Below are 21,293 nucleotides of genomic sequence, written 5' to 3'. Positions count from 1 at the left end.
GACGCGGAGGCGTGAGCGACGTGCGACCCGGTAGAAAGGGGACCATGACCGAGCAGGGCCCGCAGCGTGGCCTGCGGGGCGAGTGGGGCCGCCTGATCCAGGCCGCGCCGACGATCTTCTTCTGGTACACCCGACTCTCCGGGATCCTGTCGCTGCTCGCATGGGTCTCCTATGGTCTCATCCTCGAGATAGCCGATATCTGGGCGTTGCGATGGATCGGCTACCTCGGATGGTTCCCGAGCGTGCCGATCGGCCTGCTGTGGATCCTGCTGTCGATGGGCGTCCGGCGGCGCAAGAAGGCCGCGTGGCGGATCCTCGTGCTGATCTTCTGCCTGCCCACGGCGCTCGGCGTCACCGCCGTGCTGACGACGCTGTTCAATCCGGACAAGCCCACCCCCGTCGGGCTGATCGTCACCGCCGGTGTGTACCTCGCGGTGCTCGGCCTGCTGATCTCGGCGCGCGGCCAGTTCACCACCCTGCCCGACCGGGGCAACCGGCGCCTCGCCACCCTCGTGTTCACCAGCCTGCTGATCGTGACCGGCGGCGTCGGGACGTTCCTGGTCACCGTGACCGACCGCAACCCCCGCGGCGACTTCTGGACGCACCCCCTCTACGCGATCTCCCAGACCGTCCTCGGACCTCGCGTCACCGGCAAGCCGATCGACGTGTCGGTGCCGTTCTGGGTGGACGTGATCCTCTGGGTCCTCGGCACCGGGCTGCTCATCGCCACCTTCTGGGCGCTGTTCAGGCCCGGGCGGCGCGACCCCGTCCTCAGCCCCCCGGAGGAGCTCGCGGCGCGCGCGCTGCTCGCCGAGTACGGCGACCAGGACTCCCTCGGCTACTTCGCGCTGCGCCGCGACAAGGACGTCATCGTCGCGCCCAACGGCAAGGCGGCCATCGCCTACCGGGTGGAGGGCGCGGTCTCCCTGGCCAGCGGCGACCCCCTAGGCGACCCCGAGTCGTGGGACCAGGCGATCGAGGCCTGGCTCGGCGAGTGCCGCGCCCACGCCTGGATCCCCGGCGCGGTCAGCGTCGGCGAGCGCGCGGCCCGCGTCTACAAGCGGCACGGCTTCGACGCGCTGGAGCTCGGCGACGAGGCCATCGTCGACCTCACCGACTTCAACCTCGACGGGCGGGAGATGCGCCAGGTCCGCCAGGCCGTCCGGCGCGTCGAGCGGGCCGGGTACAGCGTGCGGATCCGCCGCCACTCCCAGATCCCCGGCTGGGAGATGGCCAAGCTCATCCGCAGCGCCGACGCCTGGCGCGGCGAGGAGACCGAGCGCGGCTTCTCGATGGCGCTCGGCCGGCTCGGCGACCCCACCGACGGGCGCTGCGTCATGGTCGAGGCGTTCGACGCGCACGGGGAGCTGCGCGGCCTGCTCAGCTTCGTCCCCTGGGGGCGGGCCGGCCTGTCGCTGGACCTGATGCGCCGCGACCGGCACGCCGAGAACGGCCTCAACGAGTACATGGTCGCCAAGCTCGCCGAGAAGGCCGCCGCGGTCGGCGCGCAGCAGCTGTCGCTGAACTTCGCGATGCTGCGCTCGGCGTTCGAGCGCGGCTCCCAGATCGGCGCGGGCCCGGTCGCGCGGCTCTACTACCGGCTGCTGTCGTTCGCATCGAAGTTCTGGCAGCTGGAGTCGCTGTACCTGTCCAACGCCAAGTACATGCCCGAGTGGCGCCCCCGCTTCATCTGCTACGAGCACGGGCGGCACCTCGTCCGGCTGGGCCTCGCCTACGCCCGCGCCGAGGGGTTCCTGCCGAACCTGAACCGCCCCAAGCTGGACCGCGCCGCCGCGATGGTCCCCTCCCACGACCTCGTCGACAAGATCAGGGAGATCGAGGAGGCAGCGGAGGCGGCCCGCGCCCCGCAGCGCCGGCTGTCGGAGCAGGAGCGGGTCCGGCACGCCAAGCTCGACCAGATCCGCGCCGCCGGGATGGAGCCTTACGCGCTCGGCTGCGAGCGCACCGACGACGCGGCCGGGATCCGGGCGCGGCACCCCGGCCTCGCGCCGGACACCCACACCGGCGACACCGTCGCCATCGCGGGCCGGGTCGTCCTCGCCCGCGAGCACGGCCGGCTGATCTTCGTCACGCTGCGGGACGAGACCGGCGACCTCCAGGTCATGCTGACCTCCGACGCGCTCGGCGAGGAGTCGCTGCGGCGCTGGAAGGCCCTCATCGACCTCGGTGACCAGGTCGGCGTGCGGGGCGAGGTCGTCACGTCCCGGCGCGGCGAGCTTTCGGTCCTCGCCTCCTCGTGGACGCTCGCCGCCAAGTGCCTGCGGCCGCTGCCGAACAAGAGCACCGGGCTCGCGGACCCGGAGGCCCGCGTCCGGCAGCGGTACGTCGACTTCATCGTCAACGACGAGTCTCGCCGGATGCTGCGGATGCGCGGCGACGCCGTCGCCGCCGTCCGGGACGGCCTGCGCGCCCGCGGCTACCTGGAGGTCGAGACGCCGATGCTCCAGCCCGTGCACGGCGGCGCGACGGCCCGCCCGTTCACGACCCGCATCAACGCCTACAACATGCAGCTCTACCTGCGGATCGCGCCCGAGCTGTACCTCAAGCGCCTCCTCGTCGGCGGCGCCGGCCGCGTCTTCGAGCTGAACCGCAGCTTCCGCAACGAGGGCGTCTCGCCGCGGCACAACCCCGAGTTCACGATGCTGGAGGCCTACGAGCCCTACGGCGACTACGACACGATGGCCGAGCTGACCCGCTCCCTCGTCGTGGACGCCGCCCGCGCCGCCCTCGGAACCACGGTCGTCGTCCGGGACGGCGTCGAGTACGACCTCGCCGAGCCGTGGCAGGAGATCACCGTCTACGAGTCGGTGTCCAAGGCGCTCGGCGAGGAGATCACCCCGGGAACCCCGCCGGAGCGGGTCCGGTCGGTCGCGGAGCGGCTGGGGCTGAACTTCGATCCGCAGTGGGGGCAGGGCAAGGTCGTCCAGGAGCTGTTCGAGGCGCTCGTGGAGGAGCACCTGGCGGTGCCGACGTTCGTCCGCGACTACCCGGCCGAGACGTCCCCGCTGACCCGCCCCCACCGCGACGACCCGCGCCTCGCCGAGAAGTGGGACCTCATCGTCTTCGGCCTCGAACTCGGCACCGCCTACTCCGAGCTGATCGACCCGATCCTGCAGCGGCAGCGGCTGACCGAGCAGTCGCTGCAGGCCGCGGGCGGCGACCCGGAGGCCATGGAGCTGGACGAGGACTTCCTGCGCGCCCTTGAGTACGCGATGCCGCCCGCCGGCGGCATGGGCATGGGGATCGACCGGCTGCTGATCACGCTGACCGGCCGCAGCATCCGCGAGACGATCCCGTTCCCGCTGGTGCGGCCGGGCTCCTAGAGGCCTCGCGGGACGGGGCGGAACCCCTCCCCCGCCAGCCAGGCGCGTGCCGCTCCGCGCCGGGCGTCCTCCCCTTCCGGCAGGACGCCCGGCGGGACCGGCAGCCCGTCGGCCTCGTCGGCCGGGAGGACGTCCCCGCGCTCGGGGTCGAGCACCTGGAAGCCGTCGTCCATCGCCGCGGCGACCGCCCCGAGATCGACGGGGAGCGGAGCCAGCCCGGTCGGCGCCCGCAACCCGAGCGCGGCCGCGAGCTCGTCCGCCAGCTCGGCGTCGCCCGGCAGGTCGCGCTTGGTCAACTCGTCCAGGCAGCCGAGGGCGAGGGACCGCACGTCACGGCCTTGGGCCAAGGCGGCGACGAGCACGTCACCGGCGTACTGGAGCACGGGGCTCAGCGAACGCCCCCGGAGCAGGTCGGCCTCCCAGAGGCCCCGGTGCGCGGCCGCCCTCAACCGCGCCATCGCCGCCTCGCCCCACTCCGTCACGTACACATTTGTACAGACATCCACTGACACACGACCACGTTCATCGCCCGCGCTTGTCCTCCACGTGCACGACCGTGAGTTCGCGCCCGTCCTGATCAGGCTCGGAACGGCCGCACTCCGATCACGCCCCGCCCCCGTTCCTGCCACCCTGGAACCCGACCCCGGACGGTGAACGATGACAACTACGCGGATCGTGGTGGTGGTGGCGGCTGTCGTCTGTGCTGTCGTCGGGGGTACGGGGCTCCTGGCGGCCGACCATCAGCTCCAGCGGCGGGGCTCGGTGGTCGAGGGGGTGCCGGTCGAGATCGTTCGGGCCACCGGGGCGGACGGACGGGTGCCGGGCGTGGTGGTCGCGCACGGGTTCGGCGGCAGCGGCCGGCTCATGCGCGGCTTCGCGGACACGCTGGCGCGGCGCGGGTACGCGGTGGCGCTGGTCGATCTCGCGGGGCACGGGGCCAGTTCGCGGCGGCTCCCCGGGAGCGGGGACGGCCCGGCCGCCGAGGCCCGGCTCGACCATGATCTGGACGTCGCCGTCCGGCGCCTGCGGGGCATGCCCCGGGTGGACGGCGGGCGCATCGGTCTCGTCGGACACTCGCTGGGGGCCGCGGCGGTCATCCGGTACGGCGCGGCGCATCCGTCCATCGGGGCGACGGTCGCGATCTCGCAGGGGGAGATGGCGGTTCCGGCGTCCGCGCGGAACGTGCTGCTGGTCGCCGGTGGCCTGGAGTTCGCCCCCTACCGGGACGGCGCCGTCCGCGCGGTGCGGGACGTCCACCCGGAGGGGCGGCCCGGCGCGACGTACGGTGATCCACGGGACGGGACGGCGCGGCGGGCCGTCATCGTCGGGGGCGTCGAGCACGTCGGGGTGCTGTTCAGCCCGCGCACCCATCACGAGACCGGCGCCTGGCTGGACGCGGCGTTCGGACGCCGATCGGCTCCGGTCGCGGACGTGCGCGCCGTCCAGGGGGCGGGGTCGGCGGTGCTGCTGCATCTGGCGGCGGTGCTGAGCTTCGGGGCGATCGCGGCGGCGCTGCTCGGGCGGCCGCCGGACCGCCGTGCGGCGCGCCGCCCCGTCTCGGTGAGGTTCGCGCTGGCGGCGGCGGTGCTCGCGGTCGGGGCGGCGGTGCCCGCGATGGGGGTGTTCCGGTCGCCGGTCGCGGTGGCCGGTCCGCTCGCCGGGTTCTTCGGCGTCGCCGGCGTCGTGGCGCTCGTCTGCGCGCGGGACGTCGCATTCCTCGGCGGGCGGCCGAGTGCGCGGACGATGGCGGCGACGGCCGTCCTCGCCGTTTCGACGGTGGTGTCGTTCGCCGTCCCGGCGCAGTTGGGGTGGGCGTATGCGGTGCCGGTGGGGCCGCGGGTGTGGGCACTCGTCCCGATCGCCGTGGGCACCGGCCTCTACTGCCTCGGGGTCGAGGCGCTGTGCGCCGGGCATGAGCGGCTGACCGCGATCGGCGTGCACGCCTGGACGGCGACGGCCGCGCTGGCCGCCCTCTGCGCGGCCGCCCTCGTCGGCGCCGTCTCGCCGTTCGTCCTGCTGGTGTCGCCGCTGGTCGCCGGCCTGCTCGTCTGGCAGGGCGTCCAGGCGGCGGCGCTGCGCGCGGTCCGCGCCCCGGCATGGGTGACCGCGGTCGTCGGCGGCGTGCTGCTGTCCTGGCCGCTCGCGGTCACCATGCCGATCACCTGACGTCCGGCGGACTCATCCCGACCAGGGCACGATGCGCAGCGTGTGGTCGGCGTCGGATGCGGCGAACGCCAGGAGGCGGGCCGCCTCGTTCCGGACGGGTTCTTCGTCGGGGAGGCCGGCGAGCAGCTCCACGGCCAGCTCGGCGCGGCCCCCCTTGCGGTCGTGCTGGAGGGACCAGATGCCGTGGACCCGGCCGTCGACGAGGAGCGTCGGCTTGGTGAGGGCCCCGACGCACACGGCTCTGCGGTGCTCGTCCGTCATCATGCGGCCGCGGTCGGCGTAGGCGAGGATCAGGTTGTCGAAAGCCGGGAGGAAGCGGACGGGGGCGGGGGCGGCGGCGTCCGGAAGCGACATCTCGGGGAGGTCGAACAGCTCCGCGCCGCGCTCGTCCCCGTAGGTCCGGAGGGACGGGCGGAGCTCCTCGAAGACGGCGTCCATGCGGCGCATCCCGGACCACATCTGGAAGTCCTTGACCGACGCCGGACCGAACGCGGCCAGGTAGCGGCGGACCAGCCGGTCCGGCGACTCCTTGGCGAGCGGGCGGCCGATCCACTCCTCCGCCAGGGCGAACGGGGTCGCGCCGCCGGTGTTCCACGTCCCGCTGGGCGGCGGATGGACGACCGACACCAGCGCCTGCGCCGACCAGCCGAGCGCCTGCGGGTCGCGGCCGGGCCAGATCTCGGCGAGGGCGCGGCCGAGCTGCGGGCGGGTGAGGACCTTTCCCTCCAGGAGCCTGCGCGCCTCGACGGCGAGGCTCTCCAGGTCCCAGTCCCTGGTGACTCTGCCGAACGCCGCCTGGCGGCCGCGAAGGAGGCTCTCCTGGACGAGGGGACGCACCCACACGTAGTCGGCGGCCGACGCCATGTGCTGCGTCCCCCGCAGGATCGAGCTGCGCACGGCGGACCGGTCGTAGAGGAGGCTCGTGAGGTCGTCCCGGTGGAAGCCCTCCAGCCTCGTCCAGAGGCCGATGTACGGCATGTTGGCCTCCTGCGCCTGGATGGCGACGAGCCTTTCGACCGCATTCAGGACGGGCATGCCCGAGCGCTCCAGGAGGAGCTGGCGCTCCAGCGCCGCCCGGTTCAGCGTCCGGTCGTCCAGTATCCGCGTCATGCCTCGATTTTACTAGAACGGAATGCTCTATTCCATAATGTCACTCCATGAGCCAGCGCAGACCCAGCTCGCGGGCCGTCGCCTGGGCGATCTGCCGCAGGTCGCGGGCCTCGGGGCCGTCGGGGAGGCGGTCCGCGAGCGTGGCCGCCGCCGCTGCCGTCTGCGGGCGGGCGCCGAGCGAGGCGCGCAGGTGGTATGACCTGCGCAGACTGTCGAGACCCGCCGGGTCGCCGCCCTCCAGCGCCTGGCCGCCCAGGTGCCTGATGGCGTAGGACTCCAGCAGCGGATCGCCGCCGGCTCCGGCGAGGGCCCGTCGGTAGTGCTCGGCCGCCGCCGCCGGGTCCTTCTCCAGGAGCTCCGCGACGACGCCCAGCCAGAAGGCCGCCCAGGGGGCCAGTTCCCGGTCGGAGGCGGCGGTCGTGAAGCCGGCGCGGGCGCGGTCGGCGTCATCGGGGCGGGCGTCGACGCCGAAGAGCGTCCTGGTGTAGGCGAGTTGGGCGTCGAGGAACGCGGCTTTGGCGGGGTCGGCCTCGCGCAGCGCCGCGACCGCGTCCTCGGCCTCCGCGGCGCCTTCGAGCCGCCACCAGAAGGCGTCGGTCAGGATCTCCGCGCGCAGGGCCGCGGCCTCGGGCTCCAGGACTTCCAGCGCGAGGTCCCAGCGGCCGGCCCGCTGGAGGGCGCGCGCAGTGTAGGTAGTGTTCTTCATCATGCCCCCTACTGTTGGGGACGGGAAGGTAGGTGGTCAAGTGCGTTACGTTGCCTACATCGGCAACCTGACCCGGCTGGCGGTGGAGCTGGTCAACGACGACGAGCCGAGCGGGCTGCGGCGCGAGTTCTTCGACCAGCACAACGTCGCGGAGCCGGACGACCTGGGGGAGCTCCTTCCCGCCCTGCGTGCCGCGATCGCGGCGGTCGCGGACGGCGGACCGTCCCAGCCGGTGAACCTGCTCCTGGACCGCCACCCGCCCGCGATGCGCGTCGCCGAGCACGACGGCGACGGCCCGCACCTGCACTTCGCCCGCGACGGCGAGGACGGCGTCGAGTGGCTCGGCCGGAGCTGCGCCGCGGCCCTCGCCCACGTCCTGTGCGGGGACCCGGACGTGACCGTGGGCCGCTGCCGCGCGGACGGCTGCACCCGCTTCTACGTGGACGAGTCCCGCAACCGCAGCCGCCGGTTCTGCTCCAACGCGTGCGCCAGCCGCACGACCGTCGCCGCCCACCGCGCCCGCCGCCGGGCCGGCGGCTGAGCCCTACCGGGTCCCCTCCCGGTACGCCTCCACCGCGTACCGGAGCCGCGCCCCGACGAGCAGCGCCTCGTCCTCCGGGCAGCCGAGGAGGCGGGTCACCAGCTCGACGATCTGGTCATCGGTGAGATCCGGTTCGAGCTCGGCGATGTGCCCGACGATCTCGACGAGCTCGGGACGCTTGTAGGTCGCGATCGACCGCCCGCGCCGCACCTTGGCCTGCCCGCCCACCCTGGGCCGCGACGGAGTCTCGGGCTGCGAGGGAGGCTCGGCCCGCGGCGGGGCCTGCCGCGGCCGCTGCGGGGGCTGGGCTTGTGGCCGGGGCTGCGCCTGCGGCGGCCCCGGAGGCCGCGGCGGCTCCATCCGCGGCGGGGGCTGCGGCGGCGCCGTGGGCCGCTGCTGCGAGGGGCTCTCCGCCTGCGGGCGAGGCTGCGCCTGCTGGGGACGCTGTCGTGGCGGCTCAGTACGCGGCAATTCCTCGGCGTGCGGGCGAGGCTGCGCCTGGCGCGGCGGCGGTTCCGTACGCGACGGCTCCTCCGCCTGCGGGCGCGGTTGCGCCTGCTGGGGTCGAGGGCGCGGCGGTTCGGTATGCGGCAGGTCCTCGGAGTGCGGACGGGGCTGCATCTGCTGCGGGCCCTGCTGTCGCGGCGCTTCCGGTCGCGGCGCCTCCTCCGCCTGCGGGCGTGGCTGCGGACGCTGCTGTCGCGGCGGCTCCTCTGCCGGTGGCCGAGGCTGCGCCTGCGGGGGGCGCTGCCGGCGCGGCGCTTCCGCACGCGGCAGGTCCTCGGCGGGCGGACGGGGCTGCGCCTGCTGCGGCGGCTGCGGCGGCTGCCCCTGTTGCGGGGGCGGTGCCTGTTGCGGGGGTTCCGGACGCGGGCCGGGCCTGCCCCAGAGCGCGGGGATGTCCGATCGGCCGGGCGGCGGAGCGGGTGCCGTCTCCGGAGTGCGCGGGCCGGGGCCGGGGCCGGGGGCTTCGGCGCCCGGTTCCGGGGCGGGCTCCCGCCTGGTGGCGTCCAGTCGCCGGGGCGGGAGGCTGGCGCCCCGGCCGCCCGGTCGCTGCGGCGCCGCGCCCTGCCCCTGCTGATCGGTGCCCCGCGCCTCCCGCCACGCCGCGTCCAACCGCAGTGGCGGAACGTTCTGGCCCGGTGCCCCTTCGCCGGGACGCGCCGGCGGCCGGGCCCGCATGTCCCGCTGCGTCGGCTCCGGCCGCTCACGGGCCTGCTGGTCCGCCTCCTCAGGTGCCCCGGATCCGGCGGCAGGCCCTTGGAGACGTGCGGGCGGGCGGCCTCGCGGGTCGTGGCGAGGCTCCTCAGGCCGTTCCAGCGGACGCGGGTCCCGAGGTCTCGCCTCCGCCTCCCTCCGCGGAGCGGGGGCCGGGCCCGGACCAGCCGCGGGCGGGACGGCACCGGCAGGCGGACGAGGACGCAGGTCCCGATGCGTCACGTCCGGCCTCTCCTCCGGGCGCGGATCGCGGGGCGGCGAGGGCGCCTCCCCGCGCGCAGGCGGGCCCGCGACGGGGGCCTGCGGGCGGGCAGGGGGCCTTTCTGGCACGTCCGGCCGCTCCTCCGGGCGCGGGGGGCGGGACGGCTGGGCCGTCTCCTTGGCCGCGCCCGCGACGGGGGTGCTCGGGCGCGCAGGGGCGGGCGGGGCCTGCGCCGGCTGGATCGGGATGTCTCGCTGCGTCACGTCCGGCCGCTCGAACAGCGATCGCCCGGACGGCGGCGGGGCGGCGGGCGGGGGCGGCGGGGTGCGGGGCGCGGTGAGGGCGGCGAAGAGCGGCGTCGTGGGGGTGATCGCTTCGTGGAGGTGGGACGGGAGGCGGGGGCTCGGCGGCGGGCCCTCCGGGGACGGCAGTTCGGGGCCGGACGGGCCCACGACGATCGTGCGGGGCGCGTGCCACAGGACGTAGAGGGCCTCGGCGCCGGCCTCGTGCTCGCCGTCCACGATGACGACGTCGAAACCGTCGGGGACGGGCGGGAGGACGTCCGGGATGCGCCACAGGGGCAGGATCCAGGCGGGCACGATGTCGGGGCCCGGGCGGGCGAGGGCGGACGCGGCGGCACGGGCGGCGGTGAGTTCGGCGCGCGCCTCGCGGAGGGCCTCTTCGGCCTCGGCGAGGGCCTCGCGGAGGCGTTCCTCGGCGGCGGGCCCGGTGGACGCGGCGCGGCGGCGGGCCCACGTCCAGGCGTCGTCCCAGCGGCGGGTGCGCTCCTGCCAGACCTCGTCGCCGTCGGTGGCGATCATGAGGTTGGCGAGGTCGGGGTGGACGGCGCGGACGCGGGCGACCAGCTCCTCGCAGCGGATCTGCCGGGAGCGCTCGTGCCGGGCCTCGGCGAGGGCGCCGAGGGCGCGGCCGTAGGCGGCGGCGTCGCGGGCGTCGACGGCGGCGAGCGCGGCGCGCAGCTCGGGCGGGTCCTCGTCGCCGACGGGGCCGATCGAGTCGCGCAGCGCGTCGAGGTCGGCGGTGGCGCGGCCGACGCCGAGCCCTTCGAGGGCGTTGCGGAGCGCGGCGGCGTAGTCGTGCCACTGGACCGGGTGGACGAGCGGGACGCGGAAGCCGGAGCGTTCGAGGAGCCGGCGCGTCGAGTCCAGTGCGGTCATCGCGTCGCGGACGCGGGCGAGCCGCCCGTGCGCGCGGACGAACCGGGCGACGCGCTCGCCCGGCGGAAGGTCGGCGGGGAAGGAGATGCCGGCCGCCTCCCACACGTACTGGAGCTCCCGGCAGGTGATCCGCACCATGAGGTCGGTGTGGACGATGTCGAGCAGCTCGGGCGTGGTCGGCGCCGCGCCGTCGACCTTGACCGTGGCGAGGAGGGGCTCGGCCTGGCGCTGGGCCCCCGACCGCAGCGGTCCGCGCTTGAGGGCGCCGCCCTCAGCCAGGTACGCGCGCAGGTCCTGGGCCGCCGCGGCGAGGCCGCGCAGGTCCGCGTCGGCGGGCAGCTCGACGCGGTGGCCGCTCAGCTCGGTGAGGGCCTGCTCGGCCCACTGGGCGCGGGAGGTCATCTCGACGACGCGGGCCCAGATGAGGGGGCGCCGTTCGGCGAGGGCGTCACCGAGCGCGCGGACGGCGAGGTCGGAGGCGCTCCACCCGCCCGGGTGCCCTTCGAGGCCGAGGTCGCGGAGCGCGGCGGCGACGACGGAGGCGTCCCCGTCGAGGCGGGCGAGGAGGGTGACGTCGCTCTCGCGCAGCTGCTGGGAGAGCTCCGTCTTCGTCCGTTCGGCGCGCTCGGCGGCGGCGGCCTCCGCCTCGATCAGGGTGCGGACGTAGGCGGCGCTCGGCAGCGCGCCGGGGTCGACGTCGCGCTGCGCGGTGCGGGCCTTGCGTTCGGCGCTCTCCTCCGCGAGGAGGACGACCAGCTCGGCGGCCTCGGACCGGGAGATGGGCGGGCCGGACGGCAGGTCGGGGCGGACCGGCATCCACGACAGCTCGGGCTCCTCGCCGCGCAGGTCCGGCGGCGGTTCCGCCGGTTCGCCGCCGCGCAGGCGCTCGGTGAGCTCGGCGACCCGCAGGGCGGCGGCGTCCTCCCGCTCGGCGAGCGCCTCCACGCCGGGCGCCTGCGACGCGCCGCGGGCGCGGATCGCGTCCGTCACGCGGGCCGCCATGGCCGGGTCGGTGGCGGTGAGGGCAGCGAGTCCGGGCGGGAGCGCGCTGCGCAGGGCGGCGGACGCGGCCGGACCTGACGTGGCGACGAGCACCCGGCGGCCCCGCGCGAGCAGCCCGGCCAGCAGGTCGGGGACGGTGTCCGGCGCACGCTCCGGAATGTGCATGACCTGCGGTTTCAGCGACGTCGAGACGAACCGCGCGACCCCCTCCGGGACGCCGCGCGGCAGCAGGCTCAGCAGCCGGGCGTGGTGGTCGGCGACGGCCTCGCGGCCCGCCGGCCGGACGACGAGCGCGGGCGCGAGCCGCAGGCGCGGGACGGGCGAGGCGCCGTCGGCGTCGGGCGCCCAGTCCTCGCGGTAGTCGGCGGGGGTCGTCAGCGCGACCTGGCACCACTTGCCCAGGACGTCCCCGACGGAGGCGTTCAGCCCGAAGCCCTGCCCGGCCTGCACGGCGTCGGCGATCCAGTCGGCGGGACGGAAGCCGGGGTGCCCCGACAGCAGTTCCCGGTCGCGCAGCGTCGTGTGCCCGGCGAGGACGACGTCGACGCGCTCGGTCCGCTCGTCCAGGACGATCCGGACGGGCGTGCTCAGCAGGTGGTCGTGGACGGCGGGCCGCCACGACAGCAGCCCCGTCGCGAGGACCGCCTCCTCGCCGGACAGCTCGCGCAGGACCCGGTACCAGTTGCGCAGCCCGAGCCAGCCGTCGAACTCCTCCAGCACGACCGGCGGCGTCAGCGGGATGACCGGGATGCTGAACAGCACCTCGCCCGGCCCCGCGTCGGCCTCCACGTAGACGTCGCCGGGCAGTTCGGCCAGCCAGTGGACGTGGTCGTGGTCGGCGAGGTCGCGGGACGGCCGCCGCCGGGCCCGCGCGAGGTCGCGCAGGTACCCGAGCAGTCGCGCCGCGTGGTCTGCCTCCCGCGCGGCGGCTTCGTCCGCGGCCCGGCCCGCCCGGCCGGGACCCGGAGCCTCGTCAGGCACCGGCTCCTCCCCTTCCCACGGGAATGGTGGTGCCCCGATCTAACACCTCCGGGCGGGCCCCGGTCGAGCAGAATCGTTGATCTTGAGACTAGCGGGCGCCCGCCATGTGGCGGTCCTCGTTCGGCATCATGACCCAGAGCACCAGGTAGACGACGAACTGCGGCCCGGGCAGCAGGCACGAGAGCAGGAACAGGATCCGGACCGTCCAGGGGGTCATGCCGAACCGGCGCGCGAGACCGGCGCAGACACCCGCGATGAGGCGGTCGTTGCGCGGACGATAGAGGCCGTTCATGGGTTCTTCTCTCCCCGATTCGTCGAGCGGTGAACACGGCCGCGGTCTTTCGCGGCCACGTTCTCCACGCTACGAACCGGACGACCGGCCTCACATCGCTCGTTCGGCCTGTTCCCCGCTGCTACCTCAGGAGTACGGGATGACCCCTAGAAGACTGCTGAAGATCTTGTGAGGGGCTGTCCGGCCGTGGGCCGGACAGCCCCTGTGTGGTCATGCTTCGGCCGTGGACAGGTGCCAGGTGCCGTTGGTTCGGGTGAGTCCGAGGTTGATGAGTCGGCGGAGGTTGAGGACGGCGGCTCGGGTGTGGAGCCAGGCGTCGGCTTTGATGGTGCCGCGGTGGCGGAGGCGGCGGTTGCCGTGGTGGACGAGCCAGGCGACGGCGCGTTCGACCGGTGGTCTCCAGCGGCGGTAGTCGGCTTGCCAGGCCGGGTCGTGGGCCGATTGGCGGCGGGCGGCGGCTTGGAGGTCGTGGTGGGGGCGGATGGTCAGGATCCGGCCTGCCTTGGCGTTGGTGCACCGCTCGCGCAGGGGGCATCCGGTGCACCGGTTCCCGAACACGGCTTTGCGCTGGTGGTGGCGTCCGCCGGGGTCCGATAAGGGGGCGGTGTGCCCGGCGGGGCAGGTCACGGTGCCGTTGGTGGTGTCGATGGCGAAGTCGTCGAGGGTGAAGCCGCCGGGGACGGCGGGCCGCAGCGGGGCGGGCTTGATGAACAGCCGGTGCCCGGCGGCGGTGAGGGCGTGGCGGGCCTGGCCGGTGGAGTAGGCGGTGTCGCCGAACACCTGCACCGGGGTGTCCTCGCCGGCGAGCAGGTCCAGGCCGACGACGGCCTCGTGGTGGGCGGCCCCGGCGCCGGGCCGCAGGGCCACCGCGGTGAACAGGCCGGTTTCGGGCTCGACGGCCAGGTGGGCTTTGAAGCCGTCCTGGCGGTGGCTGCGGGTCTTGTGGACGTGCCGGGCTTGGGGGTCGACGGTCGAGATCACCCGGTCCGGGGCGGTGCCGTCGGTGATGCGCCAGCGCCCGTCGCGGCCGTCGGACCCTTCGGCCGGTTCGACGTCCTGCCCGGCGACCAGGGCCAGCAGGCCCACCGCGTTCGCGGCCCGCTCGCCCAGTTCCTGCTCGGGCAGGTGCCCCAGCAACCTGAGCGCGTCGGTGACCAGGGCGTCCACCAGCTCGGCGCGGGCCTGCTCGTCGTTCCAGGCGATGCGCGGTTTGCCCGGGTCGGTGTAGTCGTGGGCGGTGCACGCCGCCGCGGCCACCTCGGCCGCCCCGGGGACATGGCGGATCACTGAGCGGACGGCGGCGATCAACTGGGTGACGGTGTCCTGGGTGGCGACCGCATCGTCCAGCACCGTGGAGTCCAGCGCACGGCGATGCCTGCCGGTGAGCACCCCGGTCGCCCGCACCACCTCCCGCACGGCCTCGAAGATCCGGTCGGGCCGGGCCGAGCGTGCCAGCCGACGGCGGAAGTAGGCCAGCAGCGACGCATCGAACGCGGTGTCGTGCAGGCCCAGCCCGCACGCGGCCTTCCAGCGCAGGTCACACCGCAACTCCTGCACCGTCTCAGAATCCGACAGCCCGTGCAGGGCCTGCAAAGTGATCGCCGCGGCCAGGATCTGCGGCGGCATCGACGGCCGCCCGTTCGCCGACGGATACATGTCCGCGAACATCACCGCCGGGAACAACGCGCCACGGTGCTCGGCCAGGAACGCGAACACGCTCCCCGCTGGGATCAGCTCCCGGCACGTCTCCCACACATCCGGACCGACCGTCTCCCCGGCCCACTCACCCATCACCACACCACAACACACTGGCCCCGCCGCATCCGCGGCGGGACCAAAACCCCAAGATCTTCAGCAGTCTTCTAGGGGCGGCGTCCTGCGTTGTGCTCGGCGACGAGGGCCGGCAGGGCGGTCAGGTCGTCCAGCACGAACAGGCACTCCGCGAGCGCGTCGTCGTCCTGCTGGATGTTGCCCCAGGGGCCGCGCCGCAGGAACGCCGCACGCATGCCGAACTCCACCGCGGGCCGGACGTCGTTGTCGATGCGGTCCCCTACGTACAGGACGCGGTCGGGCAGCGCGTCCGCGAGCTGGGCGCAGCGCTCGAAGAACTCCTGGGACGGCTTGCTGACGCCCCACACGTCCGAGATGCCGACGACGTCCGCGTCCAGGCCCAGTTCCGCCATCTGCTCGGCGGCCTGGACCGGCTGGTTGCCCGCGATCCCGACGAAGAGGCCCTGGTCGCGCAGGCCCGACAGGCACGCCCGCGCGTCCGGGTACAGGTCGTCCGGCCCGAACCCGCCCGGGACTCCCGCCTCCTCGCGGCGCCGCTGCTCCTCCGCCAGGTCGAAGCCCGGCCGGAAGTACTCGAACAGGTCCATGTGGTCGCCGCCGGTCGCGAGCAGCGCGCCGAGCTTGGTGAGGAAGGTGTGCCTGGGCACGCCCAGCCAGTCGGCCCAGCGCCCGTAGATCTCGCCCTCGTTGATGAGGGTCTCGCCGATGTCGAAGAACACCGCCTGGATGGAGCGGGGCACGGGGATGCGCTCACCGTCGTCCTGCGGCCCCTCCGCCTGCGGCAGAACGTCCGCTCCGCGCTCGAAGCCATCGGTGGGCGTGACCGGGGGGATGCGGGGGGAGGCGTTCACGCGGCGGCCAGATCCACGGAGGTGCCGGGGGCGAGGCGGCGGAACTCCTTGCCGAGCTCGTCTCCGGCGCTGGTGAGCACGCGTTCCATCACCGTCAGCCCGATGTCGTTGAGCAGACCGTCGTGGATGGCGAAGGCACGCCCCGGGCGGACCGCCCGCGTGTACTCGTACAGGTCGAGCGCGCGCATCCAGGGCGCGTTGCCCGGCAGGCACAGCGTCGGGACGGGTTCGGACGGGACGGTCAGCGCGTCCCCGGGATGGAAGACCTCACCGTCCACGAGGAACCCGACGTTCGGGACCGGCGGCAGGTCGGGGTGCATGAGCTCGTGGTCCTCGCCGTAGACGTGGACGTCGAAGCCGGCGATCGTGACGGCGTCGCCGTGGCCGACCTGGTGGACGCGTCCGCCGAGGTCGGCGAGGTTCTCCGCCACGACGCGGGACGTCCACACCTCCAGTCCGGGACGCTCGGCCATGGCGGCGCGCAGCGCGTCGGCGTCGAAGTGGTCGAAGTGCTCGTGGGTGATGAGTACGGCGTCGGCGGCGGCCAGCGCTTCCCCCGCCTCGCTGAACGAACCGGGGTCGATGACGATCGTGCGGTCGTCCTCGGTGAGCTGCACGCACGCGTGCCCGAGCTTGGTGAGACGCATCCGCCGATTTTTTCACGGGCCCCTCGCCCGCCCACGGGCCACCCCGTCCGTTGACGGCCCCGCCGACCGGCCGGCCCGCCGAGCCACCGGCCGCCCGTCGACCGGTCCGCCCATTGACCGGCCCGCGGCACGTTGATAGAACACGTTTCAGTTTGCGCGGTTCCGGAACGCGAGACCCCGGCCGGCAGGCACGGCAAGGAGGCGGTGCGATGCCCGTACCCGACCAGCGCGACCCCGAGCTCACCCGGCGGACCCTCACCCGATGGCTGGACGGCCACTTGCCCGGCGTCCGCATCGCGCACGTGGACACGCCCCAGACCAGCGGGTTCTCCAACGAGACCCTGCTCTTCGAGGCCGAGTGGGACGGCGGCGGCGCGCCTAGGCGCGAGCCGTTCGTCGCGCGGGTCGCCCCGGAGAAGTACCAGATCTTCCCCGAACCGCGGTTCGCGGAGCAGTACCGGCTGATGCGGATCCTGGACGAGCGCACCTCGATCCCGGTGCCGCCGATCCGGTGGTACGAGCCGTCCCCGGACGTGCTCGGCGCCCCGTTCTTCGTGATGGGCCGCGTCGACGGCCGCGTCCCCACCGACATGCCGCCCTACCACATGGACGGGTGGGTGACCGAGGTCCCGCCCGGCGAGCGCGCCTCGATGTGGTGGTCGACCCTGGAGGTCATGTCGCGGCTGCACCGGCTGGACGTCCAGGAACTGGAACTCGGCTTCCTCGACCAGCCGGAGTGGGGCGCGCCCGGCCTCGACCAGCGGCTCAACTACTACGAGCACTACCTGGGCTGGGCCTACCAGGGGCCGCAGGAGACGGCGCTGGAGGCCCTGGAGTGGCTGAAGGCGAACCGCCCCGAGGAGCCGGACGACCCCGTCGCGCTCTGGGGCGACGCCCGCATCGGCAACGTGATCTTCCAGGAGGGCGCGCCGGCGGCGGTGCTGGACTGGGAGGGCGCCGTGCTCGGCGCACCCGAGGAGGACCTCGCCTGGTTCATGTTCCTGGACCGGCACCACTCCGAGGGAGTCGGCGCGGACCGGCTGGAGGGCTTCCCGGCCTACGCCGAGACCGTCGCCCGGTACGAGGAGCTGCTGGGACGGCCGATGCGGCACATGGCGTACTACGAGATCCTGTCCGGCTTCAAGTTCTCGGTGATCATGGCGCGGATCGGGCAGGCGATGATCGACTTCGGCTGGATCGAGGAGTCGGCCGACTTCCCCTACAACAACAACTGCACGCAGCTGCTCGCCCGCATCCTGGGAGGGGACCGGTGACGCTCTCGCCGCTCGACGACTACCCGATCCACCAGGCCCCGGAGGTGATGCGGCACGTCACGACCTCCGACCGCAACTTCTACGACCGGTACTACTTCAACGTCCACCCGTGCTCGGACGAGATGATGATGATCATCGGGATCGGGCAGTACCCGAACCTCGGCGTGATGGACGCGTTCGCGGTCGTCCGGCGCGGGCCGCTGCACAAGGTCGTCCGGGCGTCCCGCGAGCTCGGGAACGACCGGATGGACACCACGGTCGGGCCGTTCCGCGTCGAGGTCGTCGAGGGGCTGAAGCGGCTCCGGGTCGTCCTGGACGAGACCGGGCACGGCCTCTCGTTCGACCTCGCGTGGGAGGGCGCGATCCCCGCCACCCTGGAGCCGCCGCACTACCTGCGCTGGCAGGAGCGCGTCGTCTTCGACTCCCGCCGCCTCGCGCAGACCGGCCGCTGGACGGGCACCGTCACGGTCGACGGCGAGACCGTCGACGTCACGCCCGACCACTGGTGGGGATCGCGGGACCGCTCCTGGGGCATCCGCCCGGTGGGCGAGTCGGAGCCGCCCGGCATCCAGGCGAAGAACGCCGGGACGTTCTACTGGCTCTACGCGCCGATGCAGTTCGAGGACCACTCGATCCTCTGCATCGTGCAGGAGGACGAGAAGGGGCGCCGGCTGCTGGAGGAGTCCACCCGGGTCTGGCCCGACCGCGAACCCGAGTACCTGGGACGCCCCGAGTACCGCCCGGAGTACGCCGAGGGCACCCGCGACGTGGTCACGGCGACGATCCGGTTCGCGCCGCCGGGCGGGGAGCCGTTCGAGGTGAGGGCGACGCCGATCCTGCCCGTCCACCTGATGGTCGGCACCGGCTACGGGCTGGAGCCCGACTGGAAGCACGGCATGTACCAGGGGCCCGACCTCAAGGTGCAGGGCGTCACCTACGACACCCGCAAGCCGGACGACGCGGCCCGCATGTGGGGCATGGTCGACGCGGTCGGCCGGTACGAGTACCTGGACGGCGCGCAGCCCGCAGAGGCGGCCACCGGCCACGGCCTCTTCGAGTACTGGGCCCTGGGCCCGCACCCGTCGTTCGGTGACTGAACGGCTTCCGCGCTCCGCGAGTGGAGCGGTCTATCTGCAACACTGGCGCCCGTGACGACCCCGCCTTCGCCCGACCCCCTGGACGCGGGACGGTCGTTCCGGCCACAACCGGACCGGCAGGCGCGCGCCCACCCCCCAGATCGTCGCGACCGCTCCTCGACGGGTCGCAACCGCTCCTCGAACCGTCGCGACCGCTCCCGGAAGTGGCGCGACCGATCCGCCGCCTGGCGCGACCGGTCCCTGATCTGGCGCGACCGCACCTCGGCCCTGCGCGACCACTCCGCGTCCTGGCGCGACCAGCCGCGCGGCCTGGCCTGCGCGGTGATCGCCGCCTTCGCGGTCCTCACCGCCGTGGCCTTCGTGTTCGCCGTGATCGCCGTCGTCGCCGCCATGCGCTGAACGGACGGCGCCGACCGGGGCGGTGTGCGCCGCGCGGCGCAGGAGACAGGGCCGGGCGCACGAGACCGGGGCGGCCCGGTGGGCGCGCCCCGGTCTCGTCCTCCCTACGTCAGGTGGGGGTTCCCTCGGTTCCCTCCGCGATGGTGAAGGCCACGTCGCCCTGCGGGTCGACCTGGGCGTCGAGGGTCTTGTCGTCGAGCATCTCGGCGACCGTGGGTTCCAGGTACACCTTGGCGCCCTCCTCCTCCACGACCTGGTCGCCGGCCTCGGGGGCGGGGGCCACCGAGAGCCGCAGCGCGTCCGAGCCGTCCAGCCCGGACTCGATGCGGATGCCGGTCTCGGGCGGAAGCTCCGGATTGGCGGTCACCGTACGAATGACCTGGACGGCACCGCTGGTCAGCGTGAGCACGATCAGCTCCTCACGTCTCCGTCGTTGTCCTGCAGGATTTGCCCCACCCTCCCCGCTCCCCCTGGCCGTAAACATCGGGACGTGATCGCGCGGTCTCAGTCCGCACTGGGGGCGAGCGCCCGCACCGCCTCCGCCTGGGAGAGCCCTCCACCAGGCACGACGGCCAGCACCGGCGTCGTGAGGCCGTTGTCGACGTACTCGCGCACGCGGGCGCGGCAGGCGTCCGGGGAGCCGTGCACGATCAGGTCGTCCACCACCTCGTCCGGGATGACCTCCAGCGCCTTCCTGCGGTCGCCGGCCGCCCACGCCTCGTTCATGGGGCGCAGCGCCTCGCCGCGGCCGAGCCACTCGTGGAACGCCCGGTAGACCGGGACCGTCATGTACGCGGCGATCATCCAGCGGCCGATCGCGCGGGCCTCCTCGGGGTCCGCGGTGGGGCAGACGAACAGCCGCGCGATCAGCTCCGGCTCGTCGCCGAGCGCGCCGCGGACCGTCCGGACGTCCTTCGGCGCGAGCCAGTTGGTGATCGCGCCGTCGGCCTCGCGGGCGGCGAGCCGCAGCATGCCGGGGCGCAGCGCGGCGAGGACGATCGGCGGCGGCGTCGCGGGTGCGCTCTCCAGCTTGAAGCCCCGCACGGCGAAGGTCTCGTACTCCTCCTTCACCTTCTCCCCCGCGAGCGCCTTGCGGAGGAAGCGCAGCGTGTCGCGGGTGCGCTTGTAGGGCTCGTCGAACGGGACGCCGTTCCAGCGCTGGACGATCGTGTCGGACGACGTGCCGATGCCCAGCACGAACCGTCCGGGCGCGAGGTCGGCGAGGGTGGCGGCGTGCTGGGCCAGCAGCGCGGGGCCGCGCGTGTAGACCGGGACGATCGCCGGTCCGAGGCGCAGCCCGGGATCCCACTGCGAGGCGAGCGCCAGCGGGGTGAACGCGTCGGCGCCGTTCGTCTCGGCCGACCAGGCGTCGGTGTAGCCGAGCGCGGACAGCCCGGAAACGATCTCGCGGTGCTCGGCCAGCGGGAGGCCGGTCAGCGGAATGGTCAGTCCCCAGCGTGACATGCGCGTCTCCCTTTTTCCGTCAGGCGATCGAGGGCCGGATGGTGGCGCCGCCGTCCACGACGAGCGTCTGGCCGGTCATCCAGGACGAGGCGTCGCCCGCGAGGAACACCGCCGCGTTCGCGATGTCCTCGGGCTCGCCGATGCGGCCGAGCGGCATGTACTTGCCGATCTCGGCCTCGTTGTTCTCCCACAGGGCGCGGGCGAGGTGCGTCTTGACCAGGCCGGGCGCGATGCAGTTCACGCGGACCTTCGGAGCCAGCTCCATCGCGAACTGCCGGCTGAGGTGGATCACGGCGGCCTTGGTGGCGTTGTAGTAGCCGATGCCGTGCTCGGTGACCATGCCGCCGACCGAGGCGATGTTGATGACGGCGCCGCCGCGCTCGGCGAGCGAGGCGCGCAGCGCGAGCTGCGTCCACTGGACGATCGCGAACTGGTTGACCTGGACGGTCTTGGCCGCGGCGGCGGGCTCGATGTCGGCCATCGGACCGAAGTAGGGGTTCGTGCCGGCGTTGTTGACGAGGATGTCGAGGCCGCCGAACTCGGCGACGGCCGCGTCGACGCAGGCGGCGGCCTGCTCGGCGTCGCCCACGTGCGCGGCCTTGGGCAGGACGCCCGCGCCCGGGTGGGCGGCGCTGATCTCCTTCGCCACCTCGTCCAGCGCCTCCTGCTTGCGGGAGGAGAGGACGACGTTGGCCCCCTCGGCGGCGAACGCGGTGGCGATCGCCTTCCCGATCCCCCGGGACGCCCCGGTGACCAGCGCGGTCTTGCCTTCAAGTCCAGTCCGCATCCGCATGCTCCCTTAGCTGTCCGCACCCTGCCGTACTTGTCCGCGTCGTGCCTGTTCGCGTCGTGCCTGTTCGCGTCGTGCTCGCACGCTGCCCGTGTCCGCATCTTGTCTCCGTCCGCCCCGGGGGGAGCGATACGGACAGAATCCGGCTCGGTTCACTGTAGCGAAGTGACTGACGAGTCAGTTAGCTGGGTGGCGCGTCCGGGCGGAGGGTCCCGCTCACCGGACACGTCCCGTTTCGGG

At 74.0% G+C, this 21,293-nt stretch carries 17 protein-coding genes; 6 read left to right on the top strand and 11 right to left on the bottom strand.

The genetic code is table 11. From position 1 onward, the window contains the following. Positions 1 to 44 precede the first annotated feature (44 nt). A complete protein-coding gene (lysX, locus tag FKD65_RS31060; protein ID WP_205718295.1) occupies positions 45 to 3,344 on the top strand; it encodes a bifunctional lysylphosphatidylglycerol synthetase/lysine--tRNA ligase LysX in 3,300 nt (1,099 codons plus the stop codon). On the opposite strand, the gene FKD65_RS31055 is transcribed toward lysX, so the two are convergent. Then, positions 3,341 to 3,826: a hypothetical protein gene (locus FKD65_RS31055; RefSeq protein ID WP_141581491.1), complete on the bottom strand. Its 486-nt coding sequence runs from the start codon at positions 3,824 to 3,826 to the stop codon at positions 3,341 to 3,343. The genes lysX and FKD65_RS31055 overlap by 4 nt on opposite strands. A 175-nt stretch (positions 3,827 to 4,001) precedes the next feature. Between FKD65_RS31055 and FKD65_RS31050 the strand changes: the two genes are divergently transcribed. Next, complete coding sequence (locus FKD65_RS31050; RefSeq protein WP_141581489.1) at positions 4,002 to 5,510, top strand: alpha/beta hydrolase; 1,509 nt, start codon at positions 4,002 to 4,004, stop codon at positions 5,508 to 5,510. Positions 5,511 to 5,522: 12 nt separating this feature from the next. Here FKD65_RS31050 and FKD65_RS31045 read toward each other — a convergent pair whose 3' ends face one another. Together FKD65_RS31045 and FKD65_RS31040 are read right to left on the bottom strand one after the other, a co-directional pair. Further along, positions 5,523 to 6,620 carry a winged helix DNA-binding domain-containing protein gene (locus FKD65_RS31045; protein ID WP_141581486.1) on the bottom strand — a complete coding sequence of 366 codons (1,098 nt, stop codon included), beginning with the start codon at positions 6,618 to 6,620 and terminating at the stop codon, positions 5,523 to 5,525. 40 nt (positions 6,621 to 6,660) lie between these two features. Next, positions 6,661 to 7,329 carry a hypothetical protein gene (locus FKD65_RS31040; RefSeq protein ID WP_141581484.1) on the bottom strand — a complete coding sequence of 223 codons (669 nt, stop codon included), beginning with the start codon at positions 7,327 to 7,329 and terminating at the stop codon, positions 6,661 to 6,663. A 37-nt stretch (positions 7,330 to 7,366) separates the two neighbouring features. On the opposite strand from FKD65_RS31040, the gene FKD65_RS31035 reads away from it, so the two are divergent. Then, positions 7,367 to 7,867 (top strand): CGNR zinc finger domain-containing protein, encoded by a 501-nt coding sequence (locus FKD65_RS31035; RefSeq protein ID WP_205718294.1) that lies wholly within the window; start codon positions 7,367 to 7,369, stop codon positions 7,865 to 7,867. 3 nt (positions 7,868 to 7,870) lie between these two features. Here the strand turns inward: FKD65_RS31035 and FKD65_RS31030 are convergent, their stop codons facing one another. From FKD65_RS31030 to FKD65_RS31010, 5 genes are all read right to left on the bottom strand, one after another. Beyond that, positions 7,871 to 12,448 carry a hypothetical protein gene (locus FKD65_RS31030; RefSeq protein ID WP_141581479.1) on the bottom strand — a complete coding sequence of 1,526 codons (4,578 nt, stop codon included), beginning with the start codon at positions 12,446 to 12,448 and terminating at the stop codon, positions 7,871 to 7,873. Positions 12,449 to 12,536: 88 nt separating this feature from the next. Continuing rightward, positions 12,537 to 12,740 (bottom strand): PspC domain-containing protein, encoded by a 204-nt coding sequence (locus FKD65_RS31025; RefSeq protein WP_141581477.1) that lies wholly within the window; start codon positions 12,738 to 12,740, stop codon positions 12,537 to 12,539. Between the two features lie 210 nt (positions 12,741 to 12,950). After that, positions 12,951 to 14,531 carry an IS1182 family transposase gene (locus FKD65_RS31020; protein ID WP_141579963.1) on the bottom strand — a complete coding sequence of 527 codons (1,581 nt, stop codon included), beginning with the start codon at positions 14,529 to 14,531 and terminating at the stop codon, positions 12,951 to 12,953. Between the two features lie 71 nt (positions 14,532 to 14,602). Further along, on the bottom strand, positions 14,603 to 15,382 hold the full coding sequence (locus tag FKD65_RS31015) for an HAD family hydrolase (RefSeq protein ID WP_240809683.1): 780 nt from the start codon (positions 15,380 to 15,382) through the stop codon (positions 14,603 to 14,605). Next, positions 15,379 to 16,029, bottom strand: coding sequence for an MBL fold metallo-hydrolase (locus tag FKD65_RS31010; RefSeq protein WP_141581475.1), 651 nt, complete (start codon positions 16,027 to 16,029; stop codon positions 15,379 to 15,381). Before FKD65_RS31010 ends, FKD65_RS31015 begins: the two co-directional genes overlap by 4 nt. A 209-nt stretch (positions 16,030 to 16,238) precedes the next feature. Between FKD65_RS31010 and FKD65_RS31005 the strand changes: the two genes are divergently transcribed. Genes FKD65_RS31005 through FKD65_RS30995 form a run of 3 tightly spaced genes read left to right on the top strand, consistent with a single transcriptional unit; the run spans position 16,239 to position 18,799 of the window. Next, positions 16,239 to 17,303 (top strand): phosphotransferase family protein, encoded by a 1,065-nt coding sequence (locus FKD65_RS31005; RefSeq protein WP_141581473.1) that lies wholly within the window; start codon positions 16,239 to 16,241, stop codon positions 17,301 to 17,303. Beyond that, complete coding sequence (locus FKD65_RS31000) at positions 17,300 to 18,400, top strand: hypothetical protein (protein ID WP_141581471.1); 1,101 nt, start codon at positions 17,300 to 17,302, stop codon at positions 18,398 to 18,400. Before FKD65_RS31005 ends, FKD65_RS31000 begins: the two co-directional genes overlap by 4 nt. A 51-nt stretch (positions 18,401 to 18,451) precedes the next feature. Continuing rightward, positions 18,452 to 18,799, top strand: coding sequence for a hypothetical protein (locus tag FKD65_RS30995; RefSeq protein ID WP_141581469.1), 348 nt, complete (start codon positions 18,452 to 18,454; stop codon positions 18,797 to 18,799). Between the two features lie 109 nt (positions 18,800 to 18,908). Here FKD65_RS30995 and FKD65_RS30990 read toward each other — a convergent pair whose 3' ends face one another. The 3 genes from FKD65_RS30990 to FKD65_RS30980 form a co-directional block, all read right to left on the bottom strand. Continuing rightward, positions 18,909 to 19,208 (bottom strand): Fe-S cluster assembly protein HesB, encoded by a 300-nt coding sequence (locus FKD65_RS30990; protein WP_138641067.1) that lies wholly within the window; start codon positions 19,206 to 19,208, stop codon positions 18,909 to 18,911. 95 nt (positions 19,209 to 19,303) lie between these two features. Beyond that, positions 19,304 to 20,263, bottom strand: coding sequence for an LLM class F420-dependent oxidoreductase (locus tag FKD65_RS30985; protein WP_141581467.1), 960 nt, complete (start codon positions 20,261 to 20,263; stop codon positions 19,304 to 19,306). A 19-nt stretch (positions 20,264 to 20,282) separates the two neighbouring features. Further along, the gene (locus FKD65_RS30980) at positions 20,283 to 21,050 is read right to left on the bottom strand and encodes an SDR family oxidoreductase (protein WP_141581465.1); all 768 of its coding nucleotides are present in this window, start codon (positions 21,048 to 21,050) and stop codon (positions 20,283 to 20,285) included. Between the last annotated feature and the right edge of the window lie 243 nt (positions 21,051 to 21,293).

Origin of the sequence: Actinomadura sp. WMMA1423 (assembly GCF_006547145.1) — a bacterium.
Classification (GTDB): domain Bacteria; phylum Actinomycetota; class Actinomycetes; order Streptosporangiales; family Streptosporangiaceae; genus Spirillospora.
This window is presented reverse-complemented; position numbering and strand designations above follow the sequence as displayed.